Origin of the sequence: Streptomyces callyspongiae (assembly GCF_047200695.1) — a bacterium.
Classification (GTDB): Bacteria; Actinomycetota; Actinomycetes; order Streptomycetales; family Streptomycetaceae; genus Streptomyces.
In genome coordinates this window covers 145,867-160,000 of record NZ_JBJZOM010000001.1, presented here as the reverse complement: position 1 = coordinate 160,000, position 14,134 = coordinate 145,867, and the positions used below count along the sequence as shown (strand labels likewise).

Here is a 14,134-nt window from a genome sequence, read left to right as displayed (position 1 = left end):
ATCCCGGCTCAGGGGGTGACGGAGAAGTTCCGCAGGATCGACGCGGCCAGTTTCCCGTCGCCCTCGACCTTGACCTGATCCTCGACCTTCTCCGGTCGGGTCCGCCCGCACGCCAGGCGCACGTACGTCTCCCAGTCCAGCGTCAGCGTGACCGACGGTCCCAGCGAGACACTGCCGTCCACAGTGGCGTGTCCCTGGTCGTCCGTCCGGACCGTGCGCAGGAACTCGACCGGCCCGGAGACGTCGAGGACCACCGCGGTGCGGGGCGGAACGCCGGCCCGCCCGGCGACCGACGGCAGTCCCGCCGTCAGTACGTCCCGCGCGACGAACGCCCCCGGGGAGTCCAGATTGCCGGGCGAGCCGAGCGCGCGGCGCACGTCCTGCTCGTGCACCCACACGTCGAAGGCCCGGATCTGCAGGAGACGTTCGAGGGTGATCGGGTCCTTCCCGGGAAGCACGTGGCGGACCTCGGCGTCCGGCTCGCGCTTCTCGTTGCGCAGCTGCCGGGCACGGCGGAGGAGGGTGTACTCCAGTTCGCTCGTCATCTCCGGCGCGGTGTGGTGGCGCCGGACGTCGACCTGCACCTCCATGTACCGGCTGGTGTCGTCGGTGACGTGGTACAGGTCGCGGGGCAGGGTGTGTATGGGGCGCGGATCGCCGAGCAACTCGCACTCGATGCCGATGATGTGGGACACGACGTCTCGGACCGACCACCCGGGGCAGTCGGTCCGGCGGTTCCACTGCCCCTCGGCAAGCGGCTGCACCAGCTCGGACAGCGCTTCGATGGACTGGGTCCAGGCGTCAACGTAGGGCTGCAGGCTTGGGTGGTCGGTCACGAGGCCTCTCGGGCGGTACGGATGCGTTCGCGGTACGGGTGCTCCCAAGCTACGCTCGCTCGGGCACCCCGGCAGTGCTTTTGGATGACGATGCTATGCCTTTCAGCGCCTCGGGAAGAGACGGTGGTACCGTGCACGACTCATCGCTGCGCACCGCACTGGTCCAACTCCGCGTCGACTCCGACGAACCGCCCGCCGCCCGCCGCGAACGGGCCGCGGCGCGCGTCCGCGAGCAGGCGGACGCCGATCTGGTGGTTCTGCCGGAGCTCTGGCCGGTCGGTGCCTTCGACTACGAGCGCTTCGGGGCCGAGGAGGAGTCCGCGGCCGACGGCCCCACCGCGCGTGCGATGGGCGCGGCGGCGCGGGACGCAGGGGTCTGGCTGCACGCCGGCTCCGTCGTGGAACGCGCGCCCGGCGGGGAGTTGTTCAACACCTCGCTGGTCTTCTCCCCCGACGGCGCGCTCGCGGCGACCTACCGGAAGATCCACCGCTTCGGCTTCGACCGCGGTGAAGCCACCTTGATGTCCGCGGGCACCGAGCCGGTCACCGTCGAGCATCCGGCGGCCACGCTGGGCCTCGCCACCTGCTACGACCTGCGCTTCCCCGAACTCTTCCGCCGCCTGACCGACGCCGGGGCCCGCGCGTTCGTCGTCCCCGCCGGCTGGCCGGAGGCCCGCGCCGAGCACTGGACCCTGTTCGCCCGCGCCCGCGCGGTGGAGAACCAGGCCTACGTACTCGCCTGCGGCACCGCCGGCACGCACGCCGGCGTGCCCCAGGCCGGACGCAGCCTCGTCGTCGACCCCTGGGGAGAGGTCGTCGCGGAAGCCGCCGACGCCGAGGAGCAGGTGGTGACGGCCCGGATCGACACGACCCTCGTCGAGAGGGTGCGCGAGACCTTCCCCGCCCTCAAGGACCGGGTGCTCTGACGCCGCTCGGCCCGGAGCGGACGCCCACCCACGGCAGCGGGCCGGCTCCGGGACGGCTGCTGCCGCCGGAACCGGCCCGCCGGGCCGGGTGCGCGTCGCTCAACGGGCCCCGGTGTGGATGTCCAGGAACTCCTCGAAGGAGAGCTTCCCGTCGGCGTTGCTGTCCTTGGCGTTGATGACGGCCTGCGCCATGGACTCGGTGTAGTGGATGTCCCCCAGGTCGGCCATCGCCCGGTGGAACTCCTTCGCCGTGATGAACCCGTCGCCGTCCGAGTCGAACTTGTCGAACGCCTTGCGTACTTCCGCCGCGTCGGCCATGTGGGCACTCCCCGATGTGAGTCGCTGTCGCGCTCAGCCTACAGACACCCGTCCCCCGCCCGGCCCCCTGCGGGCGGGCCGGGCGCTCGGAGCGGCAGCGCGTGCTCGGGCCGCGTGCTGGGGCGAGGAAAGGCCGCCGGGGCCGATAGGATTTCGGGCATGGCGGCCACTGGAACTGAGCAAGCGGGGAAGGCGTACTACGTCTCCACTCCCATCTACTACGTGAACGACGCTCCGCACCTGGGCCACGCCTACACGACCGTCGCGGGCGACGTGCTCACGCGCTGGCACCGCCAGCGCGGCGAGAAGGTGTGGTACCTCACCGGCACGGACGAGCACGGCCAGAAGATCATGCGCACCGCGGAGGCGAACGGGGTCAGTCCCCAGGAGTGGTGCGACAAGCTCGTCGAGGAGTCCTGGAAGCCCCTCTGGGAGCACCTGGAGATCGCCCACGACGACTTCATCCGCACCACCGAGAAGCGGCACACCGACCGCGTGCGGGAGTTCGTGCAGGACCTCTACGACCGCGGCGAGATCTACCAGGGCGGCTACGAGGGCCCGTACTGCGTCGGCTGCGAGGAGTACAAGAGCTACGGCGAGCTGCTGGACGGCGAGGGCGAGTTCGAAGGGCAGCAGCTCTGCCCCGTCCACAAGAAGCCGGTGGAGATGCTCAAGGAGGAGAACTACTTCTTCAAGCTCTCCGAGTACGGCCCGAAGCTGCTGGAGCACTACGAGCAGAACCCGGGCTTCATCCAGCCCGAGTCGGCCCGCAACGAGGTGGTGAACTTCGTGCGGCAGGGGCTGGAGGACCTGTCGATCTCCCGGTCGACCTTCGACTGGGGCGTCAAGGTGCCCTGGGACGACAAGCACGTCATCTACGTGTGGATCGACGCGCTGCTCAACTACGCGACGGCCGTGGGCTACGGCTCCGACCAGGAGAAGTTCGAGGGCACCTTCCCCGCGGACGTGCACCTGGTCGGCAAGGACATCCTCCGCTTCCACGCGGTGATCTGGCCGGCGATGCTCATGGCGAACGGGCTGCCGCTGCCGCACCGGATCGCCGCCAACGGCTGGCTGATGGTCGGCGGCGAGAAGATGTCGAAGTCCAACCTGACCGGCATCTCCCCGCAGCAGCTCACCGAGCACTTCGGCGTCGACGCCTACCGCTGGTACTTCCTCCGGGCGATCGCCTTCGGCCACGACGGCTCGTTCTCGTGGGAGGACTTCTCCGCCCGCTACACCAGCGAACTGGCCAACGACTTCGGCAACCTCGCCTCCCGCGTCGCCGCGATGGTGGGCAAGTACTTCGGTGGTTCCCTGCCCGAGGCGACCTCGGCGGGCCAGGCCGAGCAGGAGATCGTGGCGGGGCTGGAGCGGGCGGCCGCGGAGGCGGACCGCCGCATCGGCGACGAGCTCGACTTCGCGGGCGGCATCGCGGCCGTCTTCGACTTCATCAAGCAGGTCAACGGCTACCTCACCGAGCAGGCGCCCTGGAAGGTCGCCAAGGACCCCTCCGCCCAGGCCCAGGCCCGGCTCGCGACCATCCTCAACACGGCGGCCGAGTCGCTGCGGGCCTGTGCGGTGCTGCTGAACCCGGTGATGCCCGCGACCTCGCAGAAGCTGTGGGACTCCCTCGGCGCCGAGGAGTCGCTCGGTGCGCTCGACGACCAGCGCATGCAGGACGCCGGCCGCTGGGGCCTGCTCCCGGCCGGCTCCACGGTCACCAAGGGTGCGGTGCTCTTCCCCCGACTGGAGGACTGACCGCCCCCCTCGGGCGGCCACCCGGCCCGTCCGGAGCCAATGCCCTCCGCCCGACGCCGGCGGGTTCTCTCCCGGCGGCGTCGGAAGGGGCCCGTGCCGGTACTCAGGGCCCGGCGTGCACCGCGCCGGGCACTCTCAGCCCCGCTGCCAGCCGGTCCACCTCGGCGCACGCGTCCGGGTACGGGGTGCCTTCCGGATGCAGGGTGAGCAGCGCGACGACGGCCCGGTCGTCCGCGCCGACGGTGCCGGTGGAGTGCAGCACCCCGCCGACCAGGTCGATGCCGCAGGCTCCGGACGCTTCGCGGTCCGCCGGGCCGCAGGGCGCGTCGAAGCCGGACCAGCCCTGTTTGAGCGACCACGGCCGCGCGAAGGCGGACGGGATGCCGAAGTACTGGTCGTAGCCGTCCGCCGCGGTCCGGGGGGCAGTGCGCAGCGCGCCCATGACGAGGTCGCGGACCGGTGCGGGCGTGTCCTCCAGCAGGTGACGGTAGAGGCGCACGGTGTCCGCCGCAGTCAGCGCCGTGTACCCCCAGAAACCCGGATGGGAGGCGGGTGGCGGGGCGGTGCCGGTCAGTCCGAGCCGGGCCGCCATGCGCGCGACGATCGCGCTGCCGCCGTTGCGCGCCCAGTAGTGGCTCGCCGCACCGTCGTGGCTGCGCCGCAGCATGTCCGTCAGGCGGGAGTGCTCCGCAGCGGGCAGTTCGTCGAGCGGGCCGCGCTCCCACAGGTGGTCCAGGGCGAGGAGGATCTTCACCACGGAGGCGGAGCGGAACGGCAGGTCCGCCGCGACCCGCTCGGTGACGGCGCCCGTCGCCCGGTCGAGGACGACGGCGCCGACGGCCGTGGCGGTGCTGCCGAACGGGACACGGCTGTCGTGCTCGGGCACGGTCCTCCTCGGCGGGCTCGCTCCGCTCCTCGCGCTGCCGCGGGGAGCGGCGCACCCGGACGGCCGGTCCGGGTGCGCCGTGCGGTCGTGACGGCGGTTACTCCGCCGGCTTCTCCGGGGCGGGCTTGACCTGCGGCGGCTTTCGCACCGAGAGGTGGAGCTCCTTCAGCCGGGACTCGTCGACCTCGCTGGGGGCGCCCATGAGGAGGTCCAGGGCGTTGCCGTTGAGCGGGAAGGCGATCGTCTCGCGGATGTTCGGCTCGTCGGCCAGGAGCATCACGATGCGGTCGATGCCGGGGGCGATGCCGCCGTGCGGCGGGGCGCCGAAGCGGAATGCCCGCAGCATGCCGCCGAACTCCCGCTCGACGTCGTCCCGCGAGTACCCGGCGATGCCGAACGCTTCGTACATGACGTCCGGTTCGTGGTTCCGGATGGCGCCGGAGGACAGCTCCACGCCGTTGCAGACGATGTCGTACTGCCAGGCGAGGATGTCGAGCGGGTCCTGGGTGCGCAGCGCCTCCAGGCCGCCCTGCGGCATCGAGAACGGGTTGTGGGAGAACTCGATCTTCCCGGTGTCCTCGTCCCGCTCGAACATCGGGAAGTCCACGATCCAGCAGAACCGGAAGACACCCTCGGTGAAGTGGCCGGTGCGGCGCGCGACCTCGACGCGTACCGCGCCCATGATCCGGGAGACCTCGTCGAACTCGCCGGCGCCGAAGAAGATCGCCGTGCCCGGCTTGGCGTCGAGCGCGGACAGCAGGGCCGCCGTGTCCTCCTCGGTGAGGAACTTGGCGATGGGCCCGGTGAGCGCGGAGTCGTCGCCGACCCGCACCCAGGCCAGGCCCTTGGCACCCTGCTCCTGCGCGAACTCGCCCATCTGGTCGAAGAACTTCCGCGGCTGGTCCGCGGTGTCGGGCACCGCCAGCGCGCGGACGTGCTTGTCCGCGAAGGCCTTGAAGCCGCTGCCGGCGAAGAGGTGGCTGACGTCGACCAGTTCCAGCGAGGCCCTGAGGTCCGGCTTGTCCGAGCCGTACTTGAGCATCGCCTCGCGGTAGGGGATGCGGGGGAACGGCGAGGTGACGTGCCGGCCGTTCCCGAACTCCTCGAAGACGCCCGTCATCATCTGCTCGACGGCCTCGAAGACGTCCTCCTGCTCCACGAAGGACATCTCGACGTCGAGCTGGTAGAACTCGCCGGGCGACCGGTCCGCGCGGGCGTCCTCGTCGCGGAAGCAGGGGGCGATCTGGAAGTAGCGGTCGAAGCCCGCCATCATCAGCAGCTGCTTGAACTGCTGCGGCGCCTGCGGGAGGGCGTAGAACCTGCCCGGGTGGAGGCGAGAGGGCACCAGGAAGTCGCGGGCGCCCTCGGGGGAGGTGGCGGAGAGGATCGGCGTCGCCATCTCGTTGAAGCCGAGCTCGGTCATCCTGCGGCGGATGGAGGAGATCACGGCGGAGCGCAGCATGATGTTGCGGTGCATGCGCTCGCGTCGCAGGTCGAGGAAGCGGTACTCGAGCCGCCGCTCCTCGTTGACGCCGTCGTCGGCGTTGATGGTGAAGGGGATCTGGTCCGCCGCGCCGAGGGTCTCCACCGAGGAGACCTCGACCTCGATCTCGCCGGTCGTCAGCTCGGGGTTGACGTTCTCCTCGCCGCGGGCGGTGACCCGGCCGTCCACCCGGACCACGCTCTCCTTGGAGAGCGAGCCGAGCCGCTCGGCGACCTCGGTCTGCTCGGGGCGCACGACGAGCTGCACGATGCCGTAGTGGTCGCGCAGATCGATGAAGAGGATGCCGCCCAGGTTCCGCCGATTGTGCAGCCAGCCGCTCAGGCGGACGTCGGAGCCGACGTCCGAGGCACGGAGCTCACCGCAGGTGTGGGAACGGTACCGATGCATCATTCATCCAAGTCGTCGGGGCGTGACGGCGCGCGTCCGGTCGCACGCTCGCAGGGATCCCACCGTGGTACAGGGGCGGGAGAACGCCTCTCAGGGTACCGTCCCGGCTCGTCCTCACTCGCACTCATTTCCCCGATCTGCATAAAGTAGGGCAATGCGCACGGATAACGTCCTCGGCGCCGTGGGTACCGGGGTCTGGCAGTGGGACGGGGCGTCCCAGACGGTGACCATGGACGCGCGGGCCGCGGAACTGCTCGGCATCGACGCCGGCACCGACGGTGCCGGGACCGTCGCCGTCCACGCCTCGGCGGTGCGCGGGCGGGTCCATCCCGTCGACTTCGTGCAGATCAAGGGCATGGCGACGCTCGCCCTCACCGAGGGCACGGCCACCGAGGCCGTGGTACGGGTGATGGCCTCCGACGGGACGCCGGAGCGCACGGTGCGGATGCGGCTGCGCTCGCTCGCCGCGGATCCGGTGCTGCCGGCACCGGGGCGGCCCGGGACGACGGACGCGGCGGAAGCGCTGCCCTCGGGGGCCCTGCACGCCGTCGGCACGATCAGCGAGGTGCCCGAAGCGTGCGGGGAGTCCGACGGCCGGGCGGAGTCCGGCGGCGGGCGGGTGCCGCAGTCCGCGCAGCAGGACGTGGGCGACACCGCGGAGGCCGTCGGCAGCCTGGACCGGCGCCGTGCCCGCGAGGCGTTCCTGCTGGACGCGGGGCGCGCCCTGGCGGAGGCCCGCACGACGGCGGAGGTGCTGCGTGTCACCGCGGCGCTGTCGATGCCCGGCTTCACTCCCGCGGGCCTCGCGGTCTTCGGGGTGGAGAACGACCGGCTCTCGATCGTCGGCCAGCACGGGCACGCGCCCGGGTCGGAGAAGAGCTTCCTCGACATGCCGCTCGACACCGCGTACCCGGCCGCCGAGGCGGTCCGCACGGGCCGGGCCATCTACCTTCCCGACCCGGACGCCTACCGCAGCCGGTTCCCCGCCACCTGGCCGCTCGCGGCGCGGTTCGGCCGGAAGTCGTGGGCGTTCCTGCCGCTGGTCGCCGGCGGCCGGACGATCGGTGCCTGGATGGCCTCGTTCGCCTATCCGGTGCGGTTCACCCCGGACGAGCGGTCGGTGCTCAGCACCGTGGCGCGGATGCTGGGCCAGGCGCTCTCCCGTGCCAGTCTGCGGGAGACGGAGCAGAAGCTGGCGGACGATCTCCAGCGGATCATGCGGCCCGCCGACCGCCCGGCGATCGAGGGACTGCAGGTGGCGGCGCGCTACGTGCCGACCGGCGGCGGGCTCCAGGTCGGGGGCGACTGGTACGACGTGATCACACTGCCCTCCGGCAGGACGGCCGTCGTCATCGGGGACGTGCAGGGCCACGACGTGCGGTCCGCGGGGATCATGGCGCAGCTGCGGATCGCGCTGCGCGCGTACGCGGCGGAGGGGCATCATCCCGACGGTGTGCTCTCCCGTGCTTCCCGATTCCTCGACGGCCTGAACCGTGCCGGCTCCGGGGAGCCAGGGGGCGAGGAGGAACGATTCGCCACCTGCCTCTACGCCGAGGTCGACGCTGCCACCGGCACGCTGGACGTCGCGCGGGCCGGGCATCCCAACCCCGCCGTCCGGCTGCCCGATGCCACCCTGCTGGCCCGGCACACCGCCGGCGGTCTGCCGCTCGGCGTCGCCCCGGACACGGACTATCCGATCACCCGGCTCGTCCTGCAGCCCGGGGAGACGCTGCTGCTGTGCACGGACGGCCTGATCGAGACGGGCGGGCACGACCTCCGGTCCGGCTGGGAGCGGCTGGCCCGCGTGGTCGCGGAGCATCCGGAGCCGGACGGAGGGCTGGAGGGGCTCGCGGATTCCGTGCTGCAGTCGGTCCACGGACCGCGCTCGCACCACACCGTCGGTCCGCTCGCCGACCGGCGGGACGACGACATCGCCCTGGTGATGCTCGCCCGCGAGGGCGACCCGCTGGGGCCCGACGCCTCCGTCGCCCCGCCCGTGCGCCGCACGGTCCTGACCGTCGCGCAGGCCGAGCCCGACCGCATCGCGGACGCCCGTCACCAGCTGGGCGGTCTGCTCCACGACTGGAAGGACCCGGCGCAGGCCGACGGGGCCGTGCTGATGCTCTCGGAGATGCTCACCAACGTCCTGCTCCACACCGACGGCGACGCCATGATGATGGCGGAGATCAGCGGCGAGCGCGGGTCGCGGCTGCTCCAGGTGGAGATCACCGACGGCAGCGACGAGTTGCCGCACCGGAGGAGCCCGGGGGAGATGGCTTCCTCCGGGCGCGGCCTGCTGCTGCTCGACACCCTGGCCGACGCCTGGGGCGTCGAGCCGCGCGGCGACGGCAAGTGCACGTGGTTCCAACTGCGCGAGTCCGGCACGTCGCTGGGGTTCACCGGCGGCCTCCCCCTGGTCGGCGGCCTGCCCTGAGCGGCCTGCTCCGGGAGGAACGGGCCGGGTCGCTCAGGTCCGCGTGGCCGGTATGCGGCCGAGGCGGCCCGACTGGAAGTCGTCGAAGGCCTGCGCCAGTTCCGCGTGGCTGTTCATGACGAACGGTCCGTAGTGGGCCATCGGCTCCCGCAGCGGGCTGCCGCCGAGCAGCACCACGTCGAGGGAGGGGGTGTGCGAATCCTGGGAGGTGTCGGCGCGCACGGTCAGCGCGTCGCCGTCGCCGAAGACCGCCGTCTGCCCTACGTGCACCGGGTGCCGGTCGGTGCCGACGGAGCCCCGGCCGGCCAGGACGTAGGCCAGCGCATTGAAGTCCGACCGCCACGGCAGCGTGACCTCGGCCCCCGGCGACACGGTGGCGTGGATCATGGTGATCGGGGTGTGCGTGATGCCCGGTCCCGCGTGGCCGTCGAGGTCACCGGCGATCAGCCGCAGCAGCGCGCCGCCGTCCGGGCTGGCCAGCAGCTTGACCTCGCCGCCCGCGATGTCCTGGTAGCGGGGGTCGGTCATCTTCTGCCGTGCCGGCAGGTTCACCCACAGCTGGAGGCCGTGGAAGAGGCCGCCGCTCGTGACCAGTTCCTCCGGCGGCGCCTCGATGTGGAGCAGGCCGCTGCCCGCGGTCATCCACTGGGTGTCGCCGTCCTTGATGACGCCGCCGCCGCCCTCGGAGTCCTGGTGCACGAACGTGCCGTCGATCAGGTAGGTGACCGTCTCGAAGCCGCGGTGCGGATGCCAGGGGGTGCCCTTGGGCTCGCCGGGCGCGTAGTCCACCTCGCCCATCTGATCCATCATGATGAACGGGTCGAGGTGCCGGTAGTCGATGCCCGCGAAGGCCCTCCGGACGGGGAAGCCCTCGCCCTCGAAGCCGGAGGGCGCCGTGCTCACGCCCAGCACGGGCCGCCGGACGGCGGTGTCGGCGCCCGGCGCGGCCACTCGGGGCAGCGCGAGCGGGTTCTCGACGGTGATCGCAGGCATGGCGGACCTCCTCCTGAGTCGTGCACATCGTAGTTGAAGCTTCAAACGCCAGGGTGGAGAACCGTATTCCCGCAGCCTCCGCAGCCCTCCCGGCCGGCGGAGCCGCTCCCCGGGAGGTGCCGTGCGGGGGTCAGCCGTAGAGGTGCCGCATGGCGTAGTCGACCATCTCCTCCACGGACTTCGCGTCGAAGACCACCCGGTGCTCGCCCTCCATGTCGAGGACGAAGCCGTATCCGGAGGGCAGCAGGTCCAGCACCTCGGCCCCGGTGATCACGAAGTACTTCGACTCCTTGCCCGCGTAGCGGCGCAGCTCCTTCAGGGTGGTGAACATCGGGATGACCGGTTCCTGGGTGTTGTGCAGGGCCAGGAAACCCGGGGAGTCGCCGCGGGGGCAGTAGACCTTGGAGGCGGAGAAGGTGGCGTGGAAGTCCTCGGGGCCCATCGAGCCGGTGGTGAACCCGCGCACCGCCTCGGCGAGCGAGATGGTGGACGGCTCGGGGTACAGCGGCTGCTGGCCGTAGGGCGGCGGGGGTTCCGGTTCACCGTACGGCTGGTGCGCCTGGTGGGTCTGGTGTGCCTGATAGGTCTGCTGGTGCCCGTGCTGGTACCCGTACTGCTGCCCACCGTGCGGATGGCCCTGGCCCGCGGACGCGCTCTGGTCGTAGCCGTACATGCCGCAAAGAGTAACGAGTCACAGTCGGCGGTGCGGGGTTGCCATAAATTACCGGTGGGTAGCATCATCGGGACTACTGATCGGTACGAACGAGACTGCTACGGAGCCGTCGCCATGGGGCACTACAAGTCGAATCTCCGCGACATCGAGTTCAACCTCTTCGAGGTCCTCGGCCGCGACTCGGTGTACGGCACCGGTCCGTTCGCCGAGATGGACGTCGACACCGCGAAGAGCGTGCTCTCCGAGATCGCGCGCCTGGCCGAGGGCGAGCTGGCCGCCTCCTACGAGGACGCCGACCGCAACCCGCCGGTGTTCGACCCGGAGACCAACACGGCACCCGTCCCCGAGTCCTTCAAGAAGAGCTACCAGGCCTACATGGACGCCGAGTGGTGGCGCCTGGGCATCCCGGAGGAGATTGGCGGCACCACCGCGCCGCGCAGCCTGCTCTGGGGCTTCGCCGAGGCCATCCTCGGCTCGAACCCCGCCATCTGGATGTACGCCTCCGGGCCCGCGTTCGCCGGGGTGCTCTGCGAGGAGGGCACCGAGGAACAGCTCAAAATCGCCCGGCTCATGGCCGACAAGCAGTGGGGCTCCACCATGGTGCTGACCGAGCCGGACGCCGGCTCCGACGTCGGCGCCGGCCGCACGAAGGCCGTCCAGCAGGACGACGGCAGCTGGCACATCGAGGGCGTGAAGCGCTTCATCACCTCCGGTGAGCACGACATGTCCGAGAACATCGTGCACTTCGTGCTCGCCCGCCCGGAGGGCCACGGCCCGGGCACCAAGGGCCTGAGCCTCTTCGTCGTACCGAAGTACGACTTCGACTGGAACACCGGCGAACTCGGCGAGCGCAACGGCGTCTACGCCACCAACGTCGAGCACAAGATGGGCCTGCGCGTCTCCAACACCTGCGAGCTGACCTTCGGCGCCAACCAGCCCGCCAAGGGCTGGCTGCTGGGCGAGAAGCACGACGGCATCCGCCAGATGTTCAAGATCATCGAGTTCGCACGGATGATGGTCGGCACCAAGGCCATCGCCACCCTCTCCACCGGCTACCTCAACGCCCTCGAGTACGCCAAGGAGCGCGTGCAGGGCGCCGACCTGTCGCAGTTCACCGACAAGACCGCCCCCCGCGTCAGCATCACCCGCCACCCGGACGTGCGCCGCTCCCTGATGACGCAGAAGGCGTACGCCGAGGGCATGCGCGCCCTCGTCCTCTACACCGCCTCGGTGCAGGACGAGATCATGGTCAAGGAGAGCGCCGGCGAGGACGCGAGCGCCGCCCACCGGCTCAACGACCTGCTGCTGCCCATCGTCAAGGGCTACGGCTCCGAGAAGTCCTACGAGCAGCTCGCGCAGTCGCTCCAGACGCTCGGCGGCTCCGGGTACCTCCAGGAGTACCCGATCGAGCAGTACATCCGCGACGCCAAGATCGACACCCTCTACGAGGGCACCACCGCGATCCAGGGCCAGGACTTCTTCTTCCGGAAGGTCGTCCGCGACCAGGGTCAGGCCCTGACCTCCCTCTCCGAGGAGATCAAGAAGTTCCTCGCGGAGGCCGACGGCGGCGAGGAACTCGCGGAGTCCCGCGACCTGCTCGGCAAGGCCGCCGCCGACCTGGAGGCCATCGTCGGCACCATGCTGACCGACCTCGCCGCCACCGAGAAGGACGTCAAGGAGATCTACAAGGTCGGCCTCAACACCACCCGGTTCCTCATGGCGTCCGGCGACGTGGTCATCGGCTACCTGCTGCTGCGCGGCGCGGCCGTCGCCCAGGACAGGCTCGCCACCGCCTCCGGAAAGGACAAGGCGTTCTACGAGGGCAAGATCGCCGCGGCGAAGTTCTTCGCGGCGAACGTTCTGCCCGGCCTGGCCGTGCAGCGCTCGCTCGCCGAGTCCGTCGACCTCTCGGTCATGGAGCTGGACGAGGCCGCGTTCTGAGGGCTCGACCGTCCCGCCACGGCCTCCGGGCCGTCCGGACACCGCGGCGGCCCGCTCCCGGTCGGGGGGAGCGGGCCGCCGCGGCGTTCGTATGCTGAGCACCATGAGCAATGCCAGTCACGACGCGCCCCGCTTCGACCGCGGTCACACCGACGACCTGATGACGTTCCTCGCGGAGTCGCCGACCCCCTACCACGCCGTCGCCTCCGCGGCGCGGATGCTGGAGAAGGCCGGCTTCCGGCAGCTCGCCGAATCCGACATCTGGGACGCCGCACCCGGCGGAAAGTACGTGCTGCGCGGCGGCGCGATCATCGCCTGGTACGTCCCGGAAGGCGCCGCCGCAGCCACCCCGTACCGCATCGTCGGAGCCCACACCGACTCCCCCAACCTGCGCGTCAAGCCCCTCCCGGACACCGGCGCGAACGGCTGGCGGCAGATCGCCGTGGAGATCTACGGCGGCACCCTGCTCAACACCTGGCTCGACCGCGACCTCGGCCTCGCCGGCCGCCTCACCCTGCGGGACGGCACGACCCGGCTGGTGAACGCCGACCGGCCGCTGCTGCGCGTACCGCAGCTCGCCATCCACCTCGACCGTCAGGTCAACGAAGGCCTCAAGCTCGACAAGCAGCGCCACATGACGCCCGTCTGGGGCCTGGGCACACCGACCGACGGCGAACTCGTGGCGTTCATGGCCGAGGAGGCCGGCCTGGCGGCGGCGGACGTCACCGGCTGGGACCTCATGGTCCACAGCGTCGAACCGCCCGCCTACCTCGGACGCGACCGCGAACTCCTCGCCGGGCCGCGGATGGACAACCTGCTCTCCGTCCACGCCGGCGCCGCCGCCCTCGCCGCCGCGGCCGAGCGCGGCGACCTGCACCACATCCCCGTGCTGGCGGCCTTCGACCACGAGGAGAACGGCAGCCAGTCCGACACCGGCGCCGACGGCCCGCTGCTCGGCAGCGTGCTGGAACGCTCCGTCCACGCCCGCGGCGGCAGCTACGAGGACCGCGCCCGCGCCTACGCCGGAACGGTGTGCCTCTCCTCCGACACCGGCCACGCCGTGCACCCCAACTACGCGGAACGCCACGAGCCCGGCCACCACCCGATGCCCAACGGCGGGCCGATCCTCAAGGTCAACGTCAACCAGCGCTACGCCACGGACGGCACCGGCCGCGCGGTGTTCGCGGCCGCCTGCGAACGGGCCGGCGTGCCCTGGCAGACCTTCGTGTCGAACAACGCGATGCCCTGCGGCACCACCATCGGCCCCATCACCGCCGCCCGGCACGGCATCTCCACCGTGGACATCGGCGTCGCGATCCTCTCCATGCACTCCGCGCGCGAACTCTGCGGCTCGGACGACCCGCACCTCCTCGCCGGGGCACTCGGCGCCTTCCTCACCGCATAGGCCCGACCGCACCGGCGCGTTGCACACCGCGGCGTGCAACGCGCCGGTGGCGCACGCCTGTCGAGCGCCC

General features: G+C 71.3%; 11 protein-coding genes. 5 read left to right on the top strand and 6 right to left on the bottom strand.

The genetic code is table 11. From position 1 onward, the window contains the following. Positions 1 to 8 precede the first annotated feature (8 nt). The gene (locus ACL06G_RS00800) at positions 9 to 836 is read right to left on the bottom strand and encodes a maleylpyruvate isomerase family mycothiol-dependent enzyme (RefSeq protein ID WP_412835172.1); all 828 of its coding nucleotides are present in this window, start codon (positions 834 to 836) and stop codon (positions 9 to 11) included. A 146-nt stretch (positions 837 to 982) separates the two neighbouring features. On the opposite strand from ACL06G_RS00800, the gene ACL06G_RS00795 reads away from it, so the two are divergent. Further along, complete coding sequence (locus ACL06G_RS00795; protein ID WP_412835242.1) at positions 983 to 1,762, top strand: carbon-nitrogen family hydrolase; 780 nt, start codon at positions 983 to 985, stop codon at positions 1,760 to 1,762. Between the two features lie 99 nt (positions 1,763 to 1,861). Here the strand turns inward: ACL06G_RS00795 and ACL06G_RS00790 are convergent, their stop codons facing one another. Then, positions 1,862 to 2,080 (bottom strand): EF-hand domain-containing protein, encoded by a 219-nt coding sequence (locus ACL06G_RS00790; protein WP_412835171.1) that lies wholly within the window; start codon positions 2,078 to 2,080, stop codon positions 1,862 to 1,864. A gap of 159 nt (positions 2,081 to 2,239) precedes the next feature. Between ACL06G_RS00790 and metG the strand changes: the two genes are divergently transcribed. After that, positions 2,240 to 3,841, top strand: coding sequence for a methionine--tRNA ligase (metG, locus tag ACL06G_RS00785; RefSeq protein ID WP_412835170.1), 1,602 nt, complete (start codon positions 2,240 to 2,242; stop codon positions 3,839 to 3,841). A gap of 103 nt (positions 3,842 to 3,944) precedes the next feature. On the opposite strand, the gene ACL06G_RS00780 is transcribed toward metG, so the two are convergent. Both ACL06G_RS00780 and aspS read right to left on the bottom strand, forming a co-directional pair. Further along, the gene (locus ACL06G_RS00780) at positions 3,945 to 4,727 is read right to left on the bottom strand and encodes a hypothetical protein (RefSeq protein ID WP_412784774.1); all 783 of its coding nucleotides are present in this window, start codon (positions 4,725 to 4,727) and stop codon (positions 3,945 to 3,947) included. Between the two features lie 97 nt (positions 4,728 to 4,824). Next, on the bottom strand, positions 4,825 to 6,618 hold the full coding sequence (aspS, locus tag ACL06G_RS00775) for an aspartate--tRNA ligase (RefSeq protein ID WP_412784909.1): 1,794 nt from the start codon (positions 6,616 to 6,618) through the stop codon (positions 4,825 to 4,827). Between the two features lie 154 nt (positions 6,619 to 6,772). Here aspS and ACL06G_RS00770 point away from each other — a divergent pair, with 154 nt between their 5' ends. Next, positions 6,773 to 9,052, top strand: a complete 2,280-nt coding sequence (locus ACL06G_RS00770) for an ATP-binding SpoIIE family protein phosphatase (RefSeq protein WP_412784775.1) — start codon at positions 6,773 to 6,775, stop codon at positions 9,050 to 9,052. A gap of 33 nt (positions 9,053 to 9,085) precedes the next feature. Here the strand turns inward: ACL06G_RS00770 and ACL06G_RS00765 are convergent, their stop codons facing one another. Next, positions 9,086 to 10,045: a pirin family protein gene (locus ACL06G_RS00765; protein ID WP_412784776.1), complete on the bottom strand. Its 960-nt coding sequence runs from the start codon at positions 10,043 to 10,045 to the stop codon at positions 9,086 to 9,088. A gap of 130 nt (positions 10,046 to 10,175) precedes the next feature. Next, a complete protein-coding gene (locus ACL06G_RS00760) occupies positions 10,176 to 10,718 on the bottom strand; it encodes an SseB family protein (RefSeq protein ID WP_412835169.1) in 543 nt (180 codons plus the stop codon). Between the two features lie 114 nt (positions 10,719 to 10,832). Between ACL06G_RS00760 and ACL06G_RS00755 the strand changes: the two genes are divergently transcribed. Next, positions 10,833 to 12,659, top strand: a complete 1,827-nt coding sequence (locus ACL06G_RS00755; RefSeq protein ID WP_412784778.1) for an acyl-CoA dehydrogenase — start codon at positions 10,833 to 10,835, stop codon at positions 12,657 to 12,659. 103 nt (positions 12,660 to 12,762) lie between these two features. Next, positions 12,763 to 14,064, top strand: coding sequence for a M18 family aminopeptidase (locus ACL06G_RS00750; protein WP_412784779.1), 1,302 nt, complete (start codon positions 12,763 to 12,765; stop codon positions 14,062 to 14,064). Positions 14,065 to 14,134 lie beyond the last annotated feature (70 nt).